The sequence below is a fragment of the Pseudomonas piscis genome (assembly GCF_009380155.1).
GTDB lineage: Bacteria > Pseudomonadota > Gammaproteobacteria > Pseudomonadales > Pseudomonadaceae > Aquipseudomonas > Aquipseudomonas piscis.
On the sequence record NZ_WHUV01000002.1, the window covers coordinates 865701 to 884436 of the forward strand.

The following is an 18736-nucleotide window of genomic DNA, read 5'->3' on the forward strand; positions in this document are numbered from 1 at the left end:
CCCTAGACGGCTGGCGCATGGGAATGAACGCAGTTACTATTCAAACAAGTTTTTTAAAATAATAAATAAAACCAGAGCTTGGCGCTGTCTCGAAAACCCTCCATGCCCTTCAAGGCGTGGTTTTTTTCGAACAGGCCGCCGAGCCAGCCGGCGCAGTAAGCAATGACAGAGACGATAATCGAACAAGGTTTGATCTCCCTGCAGGGCATAGGCAAGAGCTATCGGCTGGCAGAACAACCTCTGCATATCCTCAAGAATGTTTCCCTGTCCATCGATGCCGGCGAAAGCTGCGCCATCCTCGGCGCCTCGGGCTCCGGCAAGAGCACCCTGCTGAATATCCTCGGCCTGCTGGACCTGCCCGACAGCGGTGACTACCGCTTCGCCGGCCACGATATCTTTCGCGCCAGCCCCGACCAGCTGGCGGCGATCCGCAACCGCCAGATCGGCTTTGTATTCCAGAGCTTCAACCTGCTGCCGCGCCTCAGCGCCCTGGACAACGTCGCCCTGCCCCTGAGCTACCGCGGCGTGGCTCGGCGCGAATCCCTGGAGCGGGCCATGCACGTACTCGACCAGGTCGGGCTCGGCCAGCGTGCCGATCACCGCCCGGCGGACCTGTCCGGAGGCCAGCGGCAACGGGTGGCCATCGCCCGGGCGCTGGTGGGCGAACCCTCGGTGATCCTGGCCGACGAGCCCACCGGCAACCTCGACAGCCACACGGCCCGGGACATCATGGACCTGCTGCTGTCGCTGAACCGTGAGCGGCAGGTGACCCTGATCATCGTCACCCACGATCCCGGCATCGCCCAGCGCCTGGAGCGGCAGATCCGGGTCAACAACGGCGTAGTGCAAGAGGTCTGCCCGGCATGAGCCTGATGCTCGAGCAAAGCGCCAGCCAGCTGCTGCACGAAGCTTTCGTCAGCCTGCGGACCCTGGGCAAGCGCTCGATCCTGGCTTTGCTGGGCATCGTCATCGGCAGCTCTTCGGTGGTGGCCCTGATCAACATCGGCCATAACGCGGCAGAGGATGCTGCGGCGATCTTCCAGGACATGGGCACCGACACCCTGGTGGCACGCTTTCCCGGCAATGGCGACACACGCACGCCGATGCCGGAGGTTCTCGATGCCCAAGCCCTGAAGCAGGCAGTTCCCAGCCTGCTCGAAGTTGCCCCAATAGCCCTGCTCAGCGGACCGGTGGTATTCAATGGCCGCACCGCCAATGCAAGCCTGGTCGGAGCCACCACCGGGTTGGCTGCAGCCATGCGCCTGCACCTGCGCGAAGGGCGCTTCCTGTCCGATTTCGATCAGGGCGAGACCTATGCGGTGGTAGGCCACCAGATCGCCCAAACCCTGGGTACCCCGGGACAGCCGCTGAGGCCGGGTGACCGAATACGAATCAACGACTACTTGTTCTTGGTCATCGGTATTCTCCAGAGCCAGCCCAACGCGGTACTGGTGCCGGTCCAGGCCAACGAATCGGTGTTCCTCCCCCTGTCCGGCATGCGACGCATCTTCGCTTCGCCGCAGATCAGCAACGTGGTGACCCGCGCCGCACCAGGCCAGGACATGGAGCAAGTGGCGGCGGCCATGACCCAGGCGTTGAAGACCATCTTGCGCGGTAGAGACGTGGAGGTGCAGGTGCCGCAACAGATCATCGATGGCATGACCCGGCAAAGCCGGACCTTCGGTTACCTGCTGATGGCCCTGGGTGGTATTTCCCTGGTGGGAGGCGGCGTCGGGGTGATGAACGTAATGCTGATGAATGTCTCCGAGCGGCGCCGGGAGATCGGTATCCGCATGGCACTGGGCGCACGCCAGAGAGACATCCGTAACCTGTTCCTGTTGGAGGCTTTGACCCTGACCGCGATCGGGGCGCTGTCAGGGGCGGTGCTCGGGGTCACATCGGCGTTCATCTACGCAAAGATGTCCGGCTGGCATTTTTCCCTGGCTGCCGCCTCGCTACCGCTGGGCATTGGCAGCACCCTGCTGGTGGGCCTGTTCTTCGGCTTGTATCCGGCGGTCTCGGCCTCCAGGCTGCAACCGGTGGAGGCGCTGCGCGATGAATGATTGGCGTCTCTGGGCCCTGGCCTACCTGTGCCTGTGCCTGACGAGTCCCTGGGGCCAGGCCAGAGAGCTGGTCGCGCCACCTTCGGTACCCACCATGCGCAGCAGTTACGAACGCAGTGCGCTGCTCAGCCAGCAACTGACCGACCTGACCCTGGGAGATGCCGTCTACCTGGGATTGCGTAACAACCGCAGCATCCGCAGTACCTATCTGCAACGTGTGGCACAGAAGTTCGACTTGCGGGTAGCCGAGGACACCTTCAACCCCAAGCTGCTGATCACCGGCTCCTACCGTAGTTCCAGGAGCACCAGCGACGCGGAACAAAGGGCCAGGGTGACCCCCACCACCAGCCTGCTCAGCGAATATGGCACCAGGCTGAGCATGGCCTGGACCCAGGACCTGAGCAGGGCCGACAATGCGGGGCGCTATCGCAGTGACGGCCTGGACCTGTCGATAGTCCAGCCGCTGCTGCGGGGTGCCGGATGGGACGTAACCACTGCCCCGTTGCGACTGGCACGGCTCACCGAGCAAGGCAACCGCCTGAACCTCAAGGCAACGGTCGCCCAGACCATCAGCACGATCATCACCACCTACCGGGAGCTGCTGCGTTCCCAGGAGCAACTGGCGATTGCCCAGGATGCCCTGAAACGTGCGACCACCCTGCTGGATGTCAACCGGGCACTGATCACGGCCGGGCGCATGGCCGAATTCGAGATCGTGCAGACCGAAGCCGATATCGCCAGCCAGGAGCTGGGAGTCGAGGAAGCACGCAACCAGGTGGATCTCAACCGTCTGGCCTTGCTGCGCCTGCTGGCTCTGGACCTGTCATCGCGGATTCGCGCCAGCGAAGCCTTGCAGGCATCGAAGATCAGCATCGACCAACGTGAAGCCTTGCGTCTGGCCCAGGCTCAGCAACCCGAATACCTTGCCACCCTGTTGGGCAGCCAGCAGGCCGAATTGGGTCTGGTGATGGCCAAGGACCAGGCACGCTGGGATGTCAACCTGGTCGCGGGAGCCAACCAGACCCGCAACCGGTTCGACACTGGCACTCGCAATGGCTCGGAGCGCAGCTGGAATGGCTACACCGGTGTCGAGATCAGTATTCCCATCGGCGACCTGAGTACCCGCCAGGCCGAAGTCCGGGCACAGGTCAATGTGGAGAACCAGGAGATCCTCCTGGCCGATGCGCGTCAGGTACTCGAGCGCGACGTCAACAACGTAGTGCGCGACCTGGGCACCCGCTGGCGCCAGTACGAGATTGCCCAGCGAGCCAGCGAGCTGTCGAAACGCAAGCTGGAAATCGAACGGGACAAGCTCAGCGCCGGTCGTTCCAGCAACTTCCAGGTACTGAGCTTCGAGAGCGACCTGCGCAATGCCGAGAATGCCCGGCTAAACGCACTGATCGCCTACCTCAATGCCCAGACACAACTGGACCTCACCTTGGGCATGACTTTGGAAAGCTGGGAGATTGCGCTCAATGACTTCTGACAAGCCACAGGCTGGCAAGCGTCGTCGCCACGCCCTACAGGCGCTCGCGCTGGCCGTGGGCATCGCCATCGGCGGAGCGATCCTGATCGATTACCGATCACCGGCAGCCGACCAACCTGGCCTTGGCCGCTGGATCGCGATCCAAGGTGCCCAGCTCACCCACCAGATCGGCCTGGTGGGCAAGATCGAGCCGCAGAAGACCATCGTCCTGACGGCGCCTTTCGAAGGGAATGTGCAAGCCAACCTGGTAGAACAGGGCCAGCGCGTCGAGGCTGGGCAGGTGCTGTTGCAGATGGATCCGGCGCTGGTGGAAATCCAGCTGCGCGACGCGCTTGCCGTACAGCTCAAGGCTCGTCGTTCGGTCCAGGAACTGCGGGACTGGAACAACGGCAGCACGGTTGCCCGGGCACGACGGACCCTGCGTAATTCGCAGATGTCCCTGGCCAATAGCGAGCGCAAGCTGCGTGAAAGCCAGGACCTGTTCAAGCGCGGCATCATCCCGCGCAATGAACTGAACGACCAGGAGCAACAGGCACAGATCCAGCGCATGGACCTGGCGGCCGCCCAGGGTGAGTTGCAGCAGGCGCTCAACCAGGGATCGGGTGAATACCGGCAGATTGCCGAGATGGAACTGACCAATGCCACGGTCAAGTATGAAAGCCTGCGCAAGCTCCTGGAGGCTAAGGAAGTGGTCGCGCCCTTCGCCGGAATAGTCGTTCCACCTCCCGGCGGCAGCTCAGGCAACAATCCGGCAACGACCAGCACAGGACCGGTACAGGCTGGCGCGCACCTGGGCCAGGGCCAGGTATTGTTCGGCCTGGCCAACATCGAACAGCTGAAGATCGTCAGCAAGGTTTCGGAACTGGATATCAACCAGCTGCACCAGGGCCAGCGCGTGGAGATCCTCGGCGATGGCTTCGATGGCGAACGCCTGGAAGGCGTGGTGGATATCGTCAGCAGCCTGGCCATCCCCAACGATTCGCCCGGGGCCAGCGCCCAGTTCCCGGTGACCCTGTCGATTCCCAAGCTGGCCCCGGAGCAACTGCAACGGGTGCGTCTGGGCATGAGTGCCCGGCTGACCATCATCACCTACAGCAACGACCAGGCGATCGTGGTGCCCCCCGCGGCGATCCAGCGCAGCGCCGAAGGCATGAGCGTGGAGTTTCGCCCCGCAGTCGACCAGCCGGCACGGCGAGTACCCGTGACTACAGGCCAATCCACAGCCGAAGGCGTGGAAGTGTTCGGCCTGCAAGCGGGCCAGGTACGCCTGCCCGAGGACCAGTGAACACGCAGGGATGACATGGCTGGCCAGCCTTGTGGAAACAGCGGAGGTAAAAAACGCCCCCGCAGGGCAAGGCCGATCGGTTAGGGAAATCAGGCGCGAGGCTCGCCCGCAATGGCGTTCAGGGCGCTGCGTTTATCCAGCCAATACGCGCTGCCGCTAACGACCATCGCGAGCAAGCTTCGCTCCTGCCGGGGATCTTATACCCTCCGGCAGGAGCGCCCGGTGTGCTGGGGTTCAGCGCAGGGCCCGGCGCAGGACCTTGCCGACGGTGGTCTTGGGTAACTCTTCGGTACGGAACTCGACGTAGCGCGGCACCTTGTAGCCAGTGAGGTACTCGCGGCAGTGGGCGAGCAATTGTTCCTGGGTCAGGTTCGGGTCCTTGCGCACCACGAAGATCTTCACCTTCTCCCCTGTCACTCCATCCTCGACGCCAATGGCCGCCACCTCCGCCACTCCCGGATGCAAGGCCACCACATCCTCGATCTCGTTGGGATACACGTTGAAGCCGGACACCAGGATCATGTCCTTCTTGCGGTCCACCAGGCGGATGAAGCCGCGTTCGTTCATCACCCCGATATCACCGGTGGAGAGCCAGCCATGGCGATCCAGGACCTTGGCGGTTTCCTCGGGCCGCTGCCAGTAGCCCTTCATCACCTGCGGGCCACGTACCTGCAGCTCGCCCTCTTCGCCGACGTCCGCCAACTGGCCGTCCTCGCGTATGAAGCGCACCCAAGTGGAGGGCAACGGCACCCCGATGGTGCCGCTGAAGTCGCTTTCACGCATCCGGGAAATGTCGATCGGACTGATGCTCACCACCGGCGAGCATTCGGTCAGGCCATAACCTTCGACGATCGGCACCCCGGTGACTTCCTTCCAGCGCTGGGCCACGGCGGTATGGGTGGCCATGCCACCGGCGATCGACAGTTTCAGGTCGGAGAAGTCGCGCCCACGGAACTCCTCGTTCTCCAGCAGGCCATTGAACAAGGTGTTGACCCCGACGATGCCGCTGAACTTCTCCTTGCGCAGGATCATCTGCACCCGCTTCACGTCGCGCGGGTTGGCGATCAGGATGTTGCGCCCGCCCAGGCACATGAACATCAGGCAGTTCACCGTCAGCGACAGCACGTGGTACAGCGGCAGCAGGGTGACGTTGGTTTCCTGCTGGTTCTCGTCCAGCTGGTCGCCGACCCAGGCCTTGGCCTGCATCAGGTTGGCCAGGATGTTGCGGTGGGTAAGCATGGCACCCTTGGCATCGCCCGTGGTTCCGCCGGTGTACTGCAAGAAGGCAATGTCGTCCTGCGCAAGGTCCACCGGTCGATGCTCCAGCACCGCCGCCAGCTTCATCATCGCCGGGAAGCGAATCGAGCCTGGCAGGTTGAACTTGGGAACCTGCTTCTGCACGTGGCGCAGGACGAAGTTCAGTGCCGCGCCCTTGAAGGTGCCCACCAGGTCGCCGATGGAGGCCACCACGATGTTCTTCAACTTGCTGCCCGGCATGGCCTGTTCCAGGGTATGGGCGAAGTTCTCGAAGATCACCACGGTCTCGGCACCGCTGTCCTTGAGCAGGTGCCGCAATTCATGGGCGGTGTACAGCGGGTTGACGTTGACCACCACCGCTCCCACCAGCAGGGTGCCGAACAGGCAGATCGGATACTGCAGGCTGTTGGGCATCATCAAGGCTACCCGGTCGCCCTTCTTCACGCCCTTGGACTGCAACCAGGCGGCGAAGGCGAACACCCGCTTCTCCCACAAGTCATAGCCCATCTCGGTGCCAATGCTGACATAGGCCACCCGTTGTCGATACTTGTCCACGTGTTCGAGAAACACCTCGCGCAGCGACTGGTAGCGGTCGATGTCGGCTTCGATATCGCTGGGTACACCCGGCATATAGGCGTTGAGCCAGATACGCTCCACGGGCTGCAGGCTTACGACGCTCATTGGCAGTCTCCTTGTTATTTTATTTTTCGACGATGGCGGTGACACCCAACCCGCCTGCCGCACAGACGGAAATCAGTCCGCGGCCTCCACCGCGCTCGTGGATGGCCTTGGCCAGGGATGCCAGCAGGCGCCCGCCGGTGGCGGCAAAAGGATGCCCGCAACCCAGGGAGCCGCCGTTGACGTTGAGTTTGGCCCGATCGATGCTGCCCAGTGGTCCTTCGAGCCCGAGCCTGTCCCGACAATAGTCGGCATCTTCCCAAGCCTTGAGGGTGCATAGCACCTGGGCAGCGAAGGCTTCGTGGATCTCATAGAAGTCAAAGTCGCCAAGCCCCAGCCCCTCCCGGGCCAGCATACGCGGCACCGCGTAGGCTGGAGCCATCAGCAGGCCCTCGGTGCCATCGACGAAACTCACCGCCGCGGTCTCCCCGGTACGCAGGTAGGCCAGCACTGGCAGATTGTTGGCTGCGGCCCATTCTTCGCTGGCCAGCAGCACCACCGAGGCGCCATCGGTCAGGGGCGTCGAGTTGCCCGCGGTCAGGGTGCCGTTGTTGCGATCGTAGGCCGGGCCCAGGCCGGCGAGCTTCTCCAGGCTGGCATCGGCGCGCAGGTTGTTGTCCCGCGCAAGGCCGCGATACGGCGTCAGCAGGTCGTCGAAAAAACCCCGCTGGTAGGCCGCACTCAACCGCTGGTGGCTGGCCAGGGTCAGTTCGTCCTGGGCCAGGCGCTTGATCTGCCAACGCTTGGCCATTTCCTCGCAGTGCTCGCCCATGGACAGGCCGGTGCGCGGCTCGCCGTTACGCGGCAGCAATGGCTTGAAGAACATCCCGGGGCGCACCTTGAGCAGGCTGCGCAGCTTGTTGCCAGTACCCTTGGCGCGATTGGCCGCGAGCAAGGTGCGACGCAAACCCTCGTTGATGCCGATGGGCGCATCGGAGGTGGTATCGGAACCCCCGGCGATGCCCACCTCGATCTGCCCCAGGGCAATCTTGTTGGCCACCAACAGCGCTGCCTCGAGCCCGGTACCACAGGCCTGCTGGATATCGTAGGCCGGAGTCTGCGGCGACAGCGTGGTGGACATCACGCACTCGCGGGCCAGGTTGAAATCCCGCGAGTGCTTGATCACCGCCCCCGCGGCGAACTCCCCCAGGCGTTGTCCGGCAAGGCCGTACCTGTCCACCAGGCCTTGCAGGGCCGCCACCAGCAGGTCCTGGTTACTGTCGTTGGCGTACACCGTGTTTGAGCGGGCGAACGGAATCCGGTTGCCACCGATGATCGCTACCCGGCGCACTGGCGCCGGATTGAAACTGTACTCAGTCATTACCGAGCTCCCCAGGTCAGTAGGCCGCGCATGTGGGGCTTGTCGCCCGCGTTGTTGCGCACTTCGAATTCATGGCGCGGGCCGTCGGGCACGCGACTCCACAGGCTCACCGAGGCCGGCAGGAAGATCGGCAGCTTGAACTCGCAGTCCAGCTGCGCCGCAGCCAGTGGATGCGGTGGTTGTTGTGCCGCCAGGGCCCGGCCCAGGGTCCACATGCCGTGGGCGATGGGTCGGCGGAAACCGAACAGCCGCGCCCCCAGCCAGGAGGTGTGGATCGGATTGAAGTCGCCGCTGACCTTGGCGAAACGCCGGCCCAGGTCCCCGGCCAGGCCCCAGCGTTGGGTGCGTACCAGGGCCTGTTCGTCCAGCTCCAGCGCGCCCGCCCAGGGTTCGCCCACAGGGCCGGAGACACCGCGGCGCAGATACAGGCTGTCGCCCTCCCAGACCAAGCCGCCGCCACTGAAGGCACGAGTGGCGATGGACAGGGCCTGGCCCTTGGGATGAGCCACCCAGCGCTCGGCAAAGACTTCCAGGCGCAGGGCCTGGCCTTCCTCCAGGCGCTGATGCTGGCGAATACGGTTGGCCAGATGGACCATGCCGCTGGCCGGATAGGGAAAGGTCCGGCTGGTGAGCAGCAATAGATGCAGGGGGAACGCCAGGGTATGGGGGAACGACAGCGGCACCCCATGCTCGCGGCGGAACCCGCAGGCCTGGGCATAACGGGCGACCTGCGTCGCCTGCAGCTCCACCGCCGGGCGCACCAGGCGCTCGGTGGGAAGCTGCGGTGCAGTCTCCAGCTTGGGCTTGCGCAAACCGCGCAGGCCGTCGTAGAGCAACTGGCCACGGGACGGTGGCGGCTCGATGATGCGAATCGCGGAATCGGCACTCATGGCTCAGGCTCCCAGCAGGCTTTGCCCGCAAACGCGGACCACCTGCCCATTGATCCCGCCGGAGGCTGGATGGGCCAGCCAGGCGATGGTCTCGGCCACATCCACCGCCTGCCCGCCCTGGGACATGGAGTTCATCCGCCGTCCCGCCTCGCGGATCATCAACGGGATCTTCGCGGTCATCTGGGTTTCGATGAATCCCGGAGCCACGCCATTGACCGTGATCTGCTGGCGAGCCGCCAACGGCGCCAGGGCCTGTACCAGGCCGATGACCCCGGCCTTGGACGTGGCGTAGTTGCTCTGGCCGAGGTTGCCGGCGATACCGGAAATCGACGACACGCAGACAATCCGCCCGCCTGGATTGAGCCCCTGCCCCTCCAGCAGTGCCTGGCTGAGCAGCAACGGCGCTTGCAGATTGACGGCCATGACCTTGCGCCAGGCGGCCTCGGTCATCTTCGCCAGGGTCTTGTCCAGGGTGATGCCGGCGTTGTGCACCACGATATCGAAGGCGCCCTGCTCGGCGACGAACGCCAGCAAGCGCTGGCCGGCATCGGTCGCAGTGATGTCCAGGGCCAGGGCGCTGCCGCCCAAGCTGGCGGCGGCCTGTTGCAGCTCGGCCTCACTCTGTGGGATATCCAGGCACACCACCTGGGCGCCTTCGCGGGCCAGGACCTTGGCGATGGCCAGGCCGATACCGCGACAAGCCCCGGTAACCAGGGCCCGGCGCCCGTCCAGCGGACGCTGCCAATCCAGCTGGCGAGGCACATCCACCGGTTCGCCAATACGCACCACCTGGCCCGAGACATAGGCCGAGGCCCGGGACAGGAAGAAGCGCAGGCTGCTTTCCAGCTCGGCTTCGGCACCGGGCTCGACATACAGCAGCTGTACGGTGATGGCCCGACGCAGCTCCTTGCCCAGGGAGCGCACGAACCCTTCCAGCGCGCGCTGGGCCACGGCCTGCTCCAGCCCGGTGCAATGCTCCGGCGGGGTTCCCAGGATCAGCACCCGGCCATGGGCGGTCAGGCGCCGGACGTTGGCATGGAAGAAGCGGTACAGCTCATCGAGCTGGGCCACATCGCCCAGCCCACTGGCGTCGAATACCACGCCCTGGACCTTCACGGTCGAGGGTGCGTTGATGCTTGCGGCCTGCGCCGCCACGATGTCGGTGGCGGCGAAGATCCGTTGCAGCTCGCCCAGCAACCGCCCCTCGGGCGCCGCAGCGAGGATCACCGGGTTGATCAGGTTGCCGCCCTGCCCCTCGCGGTTGCGCTGCAGCGGCACCGGTTGTGGCAGGCCGGTACGCTGGGCCAGCCAGCGGCCCCACCCGGAATTGACGAACGAAAGATAACCGTCAGACATATAAGGATCCCGAACAAAACCAGTAGAGGGTCAATAGGCCGAATCGCTGGCCGCCACCGCGTCTTCGCTGCTGGCGCTGCGTTTGCGCGAGGCTGGCTTGGCGCCCTGCTCGAAGTGCGCCTGGCGCTGCTGCAAGGCCTCCAGCAAACCGAAGTCCTGCGGGAAGTCGTCCACCTGGATCGCGTGGTCACCGTACTCTACGTAGCGGTCGAGCAACTCATCCTCGTCCTGGCTGATCAACTGCAGCTCCAGAGCCTGTACTCGCCAAGCGTCGAAGGCCGTGCGGGAGATCGGCAGCGGCCCCAGGGTGCCCTGCTTGATCGCCGGCTTGAGTCGCGCCTCGATCAGCTCCACCTGCGGTTGCAGGCGGAACGCCAGTTCGCCGTAGGCCAGCTTGTCGATGTCCGGTTGCGGAATGTAGGAGTCGGCCAGCAGGCGGTCGCGGGTCGCGCCCGGGGTCTGTACCAGTTCGGCGACTTCCGCCAGCAGGCGGTCGCTGGGTTTGTTCTGGGGAATGCCGAACGGGAAGCTCAGGCCGCGAATGATCCGCGCCGCCGCCTTGGACGGATAGTTTTCCAACACTTCGGCCAGGGCTTCATGAGCTCGCAGCAGCGCGTCCTGGGCAGCCCAGTGCACCAGGGGCAGATCGGCCTGGGGCCGGCCATCGTCCTCGAAGCGCTTGAACACGCAGGACAGGATGTACAGCTGGGAGAGAATGTCGCCCAAACGCCCGGTGATGCTTTCCTTGCGCTTGAGCGCGCCGCCCAACACGCCCATGGAGATGTCCGAAGCCAGGGCCAGCACCACCGACAGGCGCTCGACCTGGCGGTAGTAAGGCGCCAGGGCCTTGTCGGTGTTGCCCGGGGTCTTGATCAGGCGCCCGCCGGTAACCGCATGCACGGCAGCACGCACGGTGTTGGCGAAGACGAAGCTGATATGGCCGAACATGGCGCTGTCGAACGCTTCCAGGCCCTTGCGCCCGGTATCGCGGGCCGCCTCCATCTCGCGAAAGACGTAAGGATGGCAACGGATCAGCCCCTGGCCGTAGATGATCAGGCAGCGGGTCATGATGTTCGCGCCTTCCACGGTGATGGCGATCGGGCTCTGCTGGTAGGCGCGGGCCAGGAAGTTGTTGGGCCCCATGCAGATACCCTTGCCGGCGACGATATCCATACCATCGTTGACGATGATCCGCGCGCGCTCGGTGACGTGGTATTTGGCGATGGCCGAGATCACCGAGGGTTTCTCGCCGGCATCCAGGGACGCCACCGATACCCGGCGCACCGAATCACAGGCGTACAGGTGCCCGGACATGCGCGCCAGGGGTGCCTGGACGCCCTCGAACTTGCCGATGGGCAAGCCGAACTGCTTGCGCATCGCCGCATAGGCGGTGGTGCCACGGACCGCGACCTTGCCCAGGCCGACGTTGGACGACGGCAGGGAAATCGCCCGTCCGGCGGCCAGGCACTCCATCAGCATGCGCCAGCCGTTGCCCACCTGCGCCGCGCCGCCAATCACCCACTCCAGGGGAATGAACACATCCTTGCCGGTGGTCGGGCCGTTCTGGAATACCGCGTTCAGCGGCCAATGCCGACGTCCGGTATTCACCCCCGGATGGGTAGTGGGAATCAGTGCGCAGGTGATGCCCAGGCTGCCCTTCTTGCCCAGCAGGCCGTCCGGGTCTTCGGCGCGAAAGGCCAGGCCCAGCACGGTGGCGATCGGCCCCAGGGTGATGTAGCGCTTGTCCCAGGTGACACGAAAGCCCAGCACTTCCTGGCCCTCGAACTGGCCCTTGCAGACCACGCCGGTATCGGGGATGGCCCCGGCGTCGGAACCGGCATAGGGGCTGGTCAGGGCAAAGCACGGAATGTCTTCGCCACGGGCCAGGCGCGGCAGGTAGTGCTGGCGCTGGGCCTCGGTGCCGTAGTGCAGCAGCAGCTCGGCCGGGCCCAAGGAGTTGGGCACCATGACCGAGATCGCCGCTGCCGAGCAGCGGGTGGAAAGCTTCATCACCACCTGGGAATGGGCATAGTGGGAGAAACCTTTGCCGCCGTACTGCTTGGGAATGATCATCCCCAGGAAGCCGGCTTCCTTGGTGTACTGCCAGGCCTTTGGCGACAGGTCCTGCCAGACCTGGGTGGTTTCCCAGTCGTTGGCCATGTCGCACAGGGTTTCCACTTCGTTGTCCATGAACGCCTGTTCCTCGGCGCTCAGGCTGGCCGGCGCGGCGCCCAGCAGGCGCTTCCAGTCAGGCTTGCCGCTGAACAGCTCGGCATCCCACCACACGGTGCCGGACTCGATGGCTGCGCGTTCGGTATCGGACATGGCCGGCATGATCTTGCGAAACATCGCCAGGGCCTTGCTGGTGAGCAAGACGCGGCGCAGGGGCTTAACCGTCATCAGGGCCGCCGGCAGCACCACCAGCAACACGCCCAGGGCCAGGCCCAGGGTGCCCACCAGGCTCAGCAGATGACCAGCCGCCAGCCACACCAGGCCGGCGCCCAGCCACAGGGCCGCGCTCGCCTGTCGATACGCCAGGGCCAGCGCCGCGGCAACTCCCACCAATAACCAGACAATCATGGAATACCTCTCTTGTTCTAACGAGACAGCTCCTTGGAGCCCGGGCGTTGTGCCGGCCCCTCGGAAACCACACTACAAAGGAACCAAGCGCGTTTCAAATTTTATTTTGAAATTTTTATTTAACGAATTTCAGCAAAACGAAATGGCCGAACGGAGTCAGCCTGGGGTTGAAAAAAATGAATGAAAACGGGCCCTGGAACGGCCCGTTCAGTCAACGACAGCAGCGCAATCCTTTGGCGCTGCCGTTGTGTCTTGCGGGGTCAGCCCTTAGAAGTGATAGGTCGCGGACAGGCTGACCACCTCGCCCTTGGCGTTGACCTTGCCGTCCAATCGCGAGGCACCGAGACGATCCACGTTCTGGGTCTTGATCTTGGCTTCCTTGACGAATTGCCGCGAGTAGGCACCGTCGATGGTCAGGCCGGGAATGGCCTTTATGTCATAACCAAAACCCAGGGAAGTGAACCAGCGGTCGTTGTCCGGAATACGCGGGTCACGCGTCTCGTTCCGGGTAGGCGTCTGGTCATAGGCCACACCGGCACGCAGGGTCAACTGGTCGGTAAACCGGTAATCGCCACCCAGTGAGTACATCATGGTGTTCTTGTACTTGTAGGGGATCGACACCAGGGTATTGCCCTGGGACTTCAGGGTCAGGTCCTCGAATGACGACCACTCGGTCCAGAGCATGCTGGCACCCAGGGTGAAACGATCATCGAACACGTGTACCCAATCCAGGCCGATGGTGGCCGGAATATCCAGCTTGGCCGAGGCTTTGGCGCCATCCGGATTGAGCCTCAGATCAGAATAAGCCGCTTCCACCAGCGGCTTCCCGTTAATCACGGGCGCCGTCATGGCATTGCGACCAAACTCATCGGCATAGATGTTGTATTTACCCTTCATATTATTCTTGATCTTGGCGTGATAATTCAGGCCAAGAGTGTCGCGGTCCGTGGGTTTCCAGACCACACCCGTGAACCAGCCCACCGAGGTGTTATCCACCTTGACGCGCATCAGGTTCGACCCCACTCCTGATGGAAAGGGAACTCCGCCGAGCCCTGGCGAAACCGCGGCAGCGCCCGTCAGGTTGAGGTTCTGGCTGACGAAACCCTTACTGTGCTGGACGATGACACCAGCGCCCAGGGAGAAATCATCATTGACTTTGAACGACAGGGATCCGGTCAGACCCACCGTCTCGATCTTGGTATCGACTGCGAAATCGCGGATCTTGGAATTGTTTTCATCCCAGGTACTGCGCATGCCCATGGGCACCACCTGGCTGAGCCCGAAGGCGAACCGATCATTGATCGGAACCACCATGAAACCTGTTGGCAGCCAGGCGGTGAAGCCGCCTTGTCCACCATTGCCATTCAGAGGCACCGGGGCGCCTTGTCCTCCGTTTGCATCAATCGGTATGGTAGTTGCCGGGTTGCCTTGGTAATCGAAGGCATCTCCTTTGTACTTCATCTTGATGCGGGCATAGTCGACCGTCATCTGGACCACGTTCTGGTCGATGAATGCCATGGCCGCCGGGTTGTTGAAGGCTGCACTTGGATCGTTCTTGAACAGAGAACCACCACCGAAGGCCCGGCCCCACCCAGGAGCACCATAGGTGGGCGTGGAAAAGCCACCTGCCTGCACTGTACCGATAGCGCTGAAGCTCCCCAGTATCGCCAGTGCTACTGCTGCGCGCAGCTGTTGTTTCTTATTATTCATGCCCCTCTCCTTATTCTTATAGATGACAAGCGACACTGCAGGGCAACCCTTGCCCGCAGATCACCGCCTCTTGCGAGGCGGTGTCCTTCAGCGGGTGATCAGCCCTTGGTTCCAGCCAATGCTTAAATCACTTTGGCCTTAGGATCCGGCTTGGCATTCAGGACATCGACGGTGCAACCACCGGCCAGAGACTGAGGAGTACTCAGGCTGAGGGAGTTGGTGGTGTTGCTCCAGGCCACAGCGATCGTGGTTGGGCCGCAGTTGGTGGACGGGAAGGATGAAATGCTGTAGCCCACATTGGTCACGGTGCCGGCGGTGGTGCTATTGGCTGTCAGGGTCCATGGCAAACCGGTGATCTTCGGCAAGCTGCACAGTGGATTGCTGCCGCTGACAGTCGCGCCGGTGATGCTGGCAACGCCGTTGTTGATGGAGCCGCTGAAATTGATATTGCAAGTTACTGGCGCGCCAAACGACGAAGGCGAACGTACGGTGATGCTGCCGCCCGGAGTGGTGAAGTTACCACTCGTAGCTCCGCTATCGAAAACGATACTGGCAGCGTTAGCCATGGAGGCAGCGCCCAGGCAGGTGAAAAGAGCAGTAGCGGACACGAGAGTTTTGATGCCTTTCATTGTTGTTTTTCCTCACATGTATGGCGATTTATTCGCCGGGGGTTAATGGCCCTGAACGAGACGACGCGGAGAACAACGACCGAGCTTCCCTTTCCAGCCAAATCTTCAATTCGTTTTATAGGTACACCGTCGACTCAGGGCGCGACCCGGAACGTGGGCGGCATCTGGATCGATACGGTCTTGATGGTGCAACCGCCGTCGAGGCTGACCTGGGTCGCCTCGAGCTTGCCGGTGCTGTTGTTCCAGCTACCTTCGGCGGTGCTCGGCCCGCACTCGCCCCCCACCAGGGGCGCGTGCACCGTGACTCGGATACCTGACATGGCGCCGCTGGTTTCATCCTTGGCGACCAGCTTCCAGGGCAAGTGCGTGGCTTCGACCTGGCCACACTTGAGCCCGCCGCTGAAATCCACTTGCTCGACACTGGCATAGCTACCGTCGGCGCTGACCTTGCCGCTGACCTGGATGGTGCAATCGGCGTTGATGATGCTCTTGGCGAAACTGATGGGGCCCTTGGCGGTGAACGGCGTATTGGCCGGCTCGATACGCGCGGCCTCGGCAGCACCCATCAGCGACACCCCCACCAGGACAACGAACAGACGGGCTGCGAATAGCGGTGAGATAGACATCCGTGACTTCCTTACAGTTGCTTATTGTTGTTGTCGGTCAACGTGTTTAAGGACTTCTGTCTTGCTTTGCTCACCGCTCAAGGGGCGAATCGCAGGTGAACACGACCTATTCACGAGCACTTGAGGTGGTGAGCAGTACAACTAAAAAGCGGTATCTCAATCGGTTGCGTTGAAGCCGTAACGCTTGAGAATCTCGGCGCGCTTGGCCGGGTGAATGTTGGCCAGTCGTACGTCACCCGAGTAGTGAGCCAGCACCCGATGGTCCATCAGCCGGCGCCAGAGGAACGGCACGTAGGCCCAGACGATCATGGTGGCGTAGCCGTAGGGCAACTGGGGTGACTCGTCGAAGTGGCGCAGGGCCTGGTACGCACGGGTCGGGTTGGCATGGTGGTCCGAGTGCCGCTGCAGTTGGAACAGGAAGATGTTGGTGACGATCCGGTTGCTGTTCCAGGAGTGACGTGGCGAGCAGCGCTCGTAGCGACCGTTGGCCTGTTTCTGGCGCAGCAGGCCGTAGTGCTCCACGTAGTTCACCACCTCCAGCAGGGAGAAACCGTAGATGCCCTGGATCACCAGGAAAGGAATCACCGCGACACCGAGCCAGGCGATCAACACGCCCCACAGCACCGCGCTGTAAGCCCAGGAACTGAGTACGGTGTTTTTCCAGTGCAGGGTCGGCAGGCCCTGCTTGCGCAGCCGCTCGCTCTCCAGGTGCCAGGCCGAGCGCAGGCTGAACCATACGGTGCGAGGCAGGAAACTCCAGAACGATTCACCCAGGCGCGAGCTGGCGGGATCTTCCGGCGTTGCTACGCGAACATGGTGCCCGCGGTTATGTTCGACGAAGAAGTGTCCATAGAAGGTCGAAGCCAGGGCCAGCTTGGCCAGGAACTTGGCCATCGGCAGGTTCTTGTGCCCCAGTTCATGGGCGATGTTGATGGCGATGCCGGTGGCCGCGCCAGTGGACATGGCCATGCCTATATAGGTGAACCAGGTCACGCTGCCATGCAACTGCGAACGCTCGGTGACGAATGCCGCGAAGTTCGCCAGGCCGCCCTGCAGGTGCAACTGCTCACTCAACTGGACCAAACCGCCGGCCATGACCCAGTCCACCCCGTGGACCGCCATCCAGGCGGTGACGACCAGGGACAGCACCGAGAGCACGGCGCAGCTGTAGACGATGAAACGGTAGTAGGGTTGTTTTTCCAGGTCCGGAACGGCGGACTCAGGCGGGTTGCTGGTGTCTTCGCCGATCAGCCCGTCGATCAGGGGAATCAGGCCGAAAATTACCAGTACACCGATCCACCAGGAGAGCTGGACGCCGGTGAGGAGCGCGAACACTCCGGACAACAAGGGGGTGATCATGGGCAAGGTACCCAGCCACCACAGGTGACGCTTGCCATCGGTCCAGACTTGAGGTGCCGCCACTGAAATATTCATGGCAGCCTCCGCAGGATGGCAGTCGACAAGGATGCTATAAAGGAAAGCGCATCAGCGCTGTCCGAAGCGTGAATGAATGAAGATGAAGCGTGAAATGGCGGTATTTTCATTATTTTAACCACTCAATTGCACTTTCAAAAAAAACATTCAAAACATTTTTTTAAAATAAATAGCGCGGATTCGATAGCTCGTCAACTATTTTTTCAGTCTGTTTTGAATGTCGCCCGTAAAGCAGTTACAGCTGCTGCCAGAGTCGTCGCCAGGTACCGAAAGCACCCCGCATCACGCCCCTAGCCTGCCCGTGAAGCCGCGAACGGCGGATGCAGCACCGTGGCGCTGCGTTGTGGCGCGGCCTGGGAAGCTACCTGATGGACCATCGCCACCACGTGCTCCACGGCGCTGATGGGCAACATGTGCCCACGCCCCTGAACGATTTCCAGCATCAATCCCGGCACCTTGCCGACCATGGCTTCACCATGCCGGCGATAGCTGAGCACCGGGTCCCTGGAGCCGTAGATCAAGCCCACCGGCAGCTTCAGGCTCGGGTAATGCTTGACCATGTCGGGCAAGTCCCGGTTGACCACGGCGATCTCGCTGGAAGCGTTGTAGAAGTTGTTCGAGCGCATGCCCAGCAAGCCGCCGCCGCGCACGTCGAAATCCTCGGGCACCGAGTCCGGGGCGAATACCGCCTTGACCAGCTTGTGCCGACCGAGCATGGCCATGGGTGCCGCCAGCGTCAGCGACATCCAGCGGCGCAGCAGCGCCGGGCGCACCCCCAGGGACAGGAACACCAGGGGCAGCATGCGTTGGGGGTGGGTAAGCGGCGCGACCAGGACCAGTCCGGACACCGACTGCGGATGGTTCAACGCCAGGGACAAGGCGATGGCGCCGCCCAGTGAGTGCCCGAGCACCAGGGGCTGGTTCAAATCCAGGGCGCGAATGAACTTGGCGACCAGGCTGGCCTGGGCCGGCAGGTCCGCCGGCGCCCCGCGACTACGGGTGGAATAACCGGAACCTGGCCGATCCAGGGTGATCACCCGGTAGCGGTCACGCAACTGCGGCGCCAGGGAATGAGTCAGGTTGCGTCCACACCCGGACAGGCCGTGGATCATCAGCAAGGCGGGCCCCCTGCCCTCATCGGTGTAGTGCAGGCGCTCGCCACCGACTTCGAGGAAACGCCCATTGATCGGCACTTGGCTTTCGATCCGGCGGTCGATGCGAAAACTCACCACCCAGAGCACCACGCTGACTACCAGGAATATCGCCGCCGCTATCAGCCATTCCATGACTCGCCCCCTCGAGCTGCCCCGCACCATGACCGGATCGGAATGATCTGGCTGGCTTGCCGGCCTGGCCTGGTGCCGCCTGTGGCGCTTCGTTCCGCTTGCGGAAGAGCCCCGTAAATCCACAGGCGACGAGCG

Annotated in this window: 14 protein-coding genes; 4 read left to right on the forward strand and 10 right to left on the reverse strand. The window is 63.0% G+C overall.

Features of this window, described 5'->3' with window-relative positions; genetic code table 11:
- Window positions 1–189: 189 nt before the first annotated feature.
- From GDH07_RS13990 to GDH07_RS14005, 4 genes are read left to right on the forward strand one after another with little or no spacing between them, the layout of a single operon-like run.
- Window positions 190–867 (forward strand): ABC transporter ATP-binding protein, encoded by a 678-nt coding sequence (locus GDH07_RS13990; protein ID WP_178124080.1) that lies wholly within the window; start codon window positions 190–192, stop codon window positions 865–867.
- Window positions 864–2063 carry an ABC transporter permease gene (locus tag GDH07_RS13995; RefSeq protein WP_152897924.1) on the forward strand — a complete coding sequence of 400 codons (1200 nt, stop codon included), beginning with the start codon at window positions 864–866 and terminating at the stop codon, window positions 2061–2063. Before GDH07_RS13990 ends, GDH07_RS13995 begins: the two co-directional genes overlap by 4 nt.
- Window positions 2056–3549, forward strand: coding sequence for a TolC family protein (locus tag GDH07_RS14000; RefSeq protein ID WP_152897925.1), 1494 nt, complete (start codon window positions 2056–2058; stop codon window positions 3547–3549). The genes GDH07_RS13995 and GDH07_RS14000 overlap by 8 nt, the downstream gene beginning before the upstream one ends.
- Window positions 3539–4834 (forward strand): efflux RND transporter periplasmic adaptor subunit, encoded by a 1296-nt coding sequence (locus GDH07_RS14005; RefSeq protein ID WP_152897926.1) that lies wholly within the window; start codon window positions 3539–3541, stop codon window positions 4832–4834. Before GDH07_RS14000 ends, GDH07_RS14005 begins: the two co-directional genes overlap by 11 nt.
- Window positions 4835–5068: 234 nt before the next feature.
- On the opposite strand, the gene GDH07_RS14010 is transcribed toward GDH07_RS14005, so the two are convergent.
- The 10 genes from GDH07_RS14010 to GDH07_RS14055 form a co-directional block, all read right to left on the reverse strand.
- Window positions 5069–6772, reverse strand: a complete 1704-nt coding sequence (locus GDH07_RS14010) for an AMP-binding protein (RefSeq protein WP_152897927.1) — start codon at window positions 6770–6772, stop codon at window positions 5069–5071.
- Between the two features lie 19 nt (window positions 6773–6791).
- Window positions 6792–8090, reverse strand: coding sequence for an acetyl-CoA C-acetyltransferase (locus tag GDH07_RS14015; RefSeq protein ID WP_152897928.1), 1299 nt, complete (start codon window positions 8088–8090; stop codon window positions 6792–6794).
- On the reverse strand, window positions 8090–8980 hold the full coding sequence (locus tag GDH07_RS14020) for a MaoC family dehydratase (protein WP_152897929.1): 891 nt from the start codon (window positions 8978–8980) through the stop codon (window positions 8090–8092). The genes GDH07_RS14015 and GDH07_RS14020 overlap by 1 nt, the downstream gene beginning before the upstream one ends.
- Before the next feature lie 3 nt (window positions 8981–8983).
- Window positions 8984–10336 carry a 3-oxoacyl-ACP reductase gene (locus GDH07_RS14025; protein ID WP_152897930.1) on the reverse strand — a complete coding sequence of 451 codons (1353 nt, stop codon included), beginning with the start codon at window positions 10334–10336 and terminating at the stop codon, window positions 8984–8986.
- Window positions 10337–10366: 30 nt separating this feature from the next.
- Entirely contained in the window at window positions 10367–12916 is a 2550-nt protein-coding gene (locus tag GDH07_RS14030; protein ID WP_152897931.1) for an acyl-CoA dehydrogenase, read from the reverse strand.
- Window positions 12917–13183: 267 nt separating this feature from the next.
- Window positions 13184–14626, reverse strand: a complete 1443-nt coding sequence (locus GDH07_RS14035; RefSeq protein ID WP_152897932.1) for a TonB-dependent receptor domain-containing protein — start codon at window positions 14624–14626, stop codon at window positions 13184–13186.
- Window positions 14627–14748: 122 nt separating this feature from the next.
- Window positions 14749–15255, reverse strand: coding sequence for an alkane oxidation protein activator PraB (praB, locus tag GDH07_RS14040; RefSeq protein WP_152897933.1), 507 nt, complete (start codon window positions 15253–15255; stop codon window positions 14749–14751).
- Window positions 15256–15389: 134 nt separating this feature from the next.
- Window positions 15390–15881: an alkane oxidation protein activator PraA gene (praA, locus tag GDH07_RS14045; protein ID WP_022644327.1), complete on the reverse strand. Its 492-nt coding sequence runs from the start codon at window positions 15879–15881 to the stop codon at window positions 15390–15392.
- Window positions 15882–16037: 156 nt separating this feature from the next.
- Entirely contained in the window at window positions 16038–17315 is a 1278-nt protein-coding gene (locus GDH07_RS14050; protein WP_085597775.1) for an alkane 1-monooxygenase, read from the reverse strand.
- Window positions 17316–17605: 290 nt separating this feature from the next.
- Window positions 17606–18601, reverse strand: a complete 996-nt coding sequence (locus GDH07_RS14055) for an alpha/beta fold hydrolase (RefSeq protein WP_053129519.1) — start codon at window positions 18599–18601, stop codon at window positions 17606–17608.
- Between the last annotated feature and the right edge of the window lie 135 nt (window positions 18602–18736).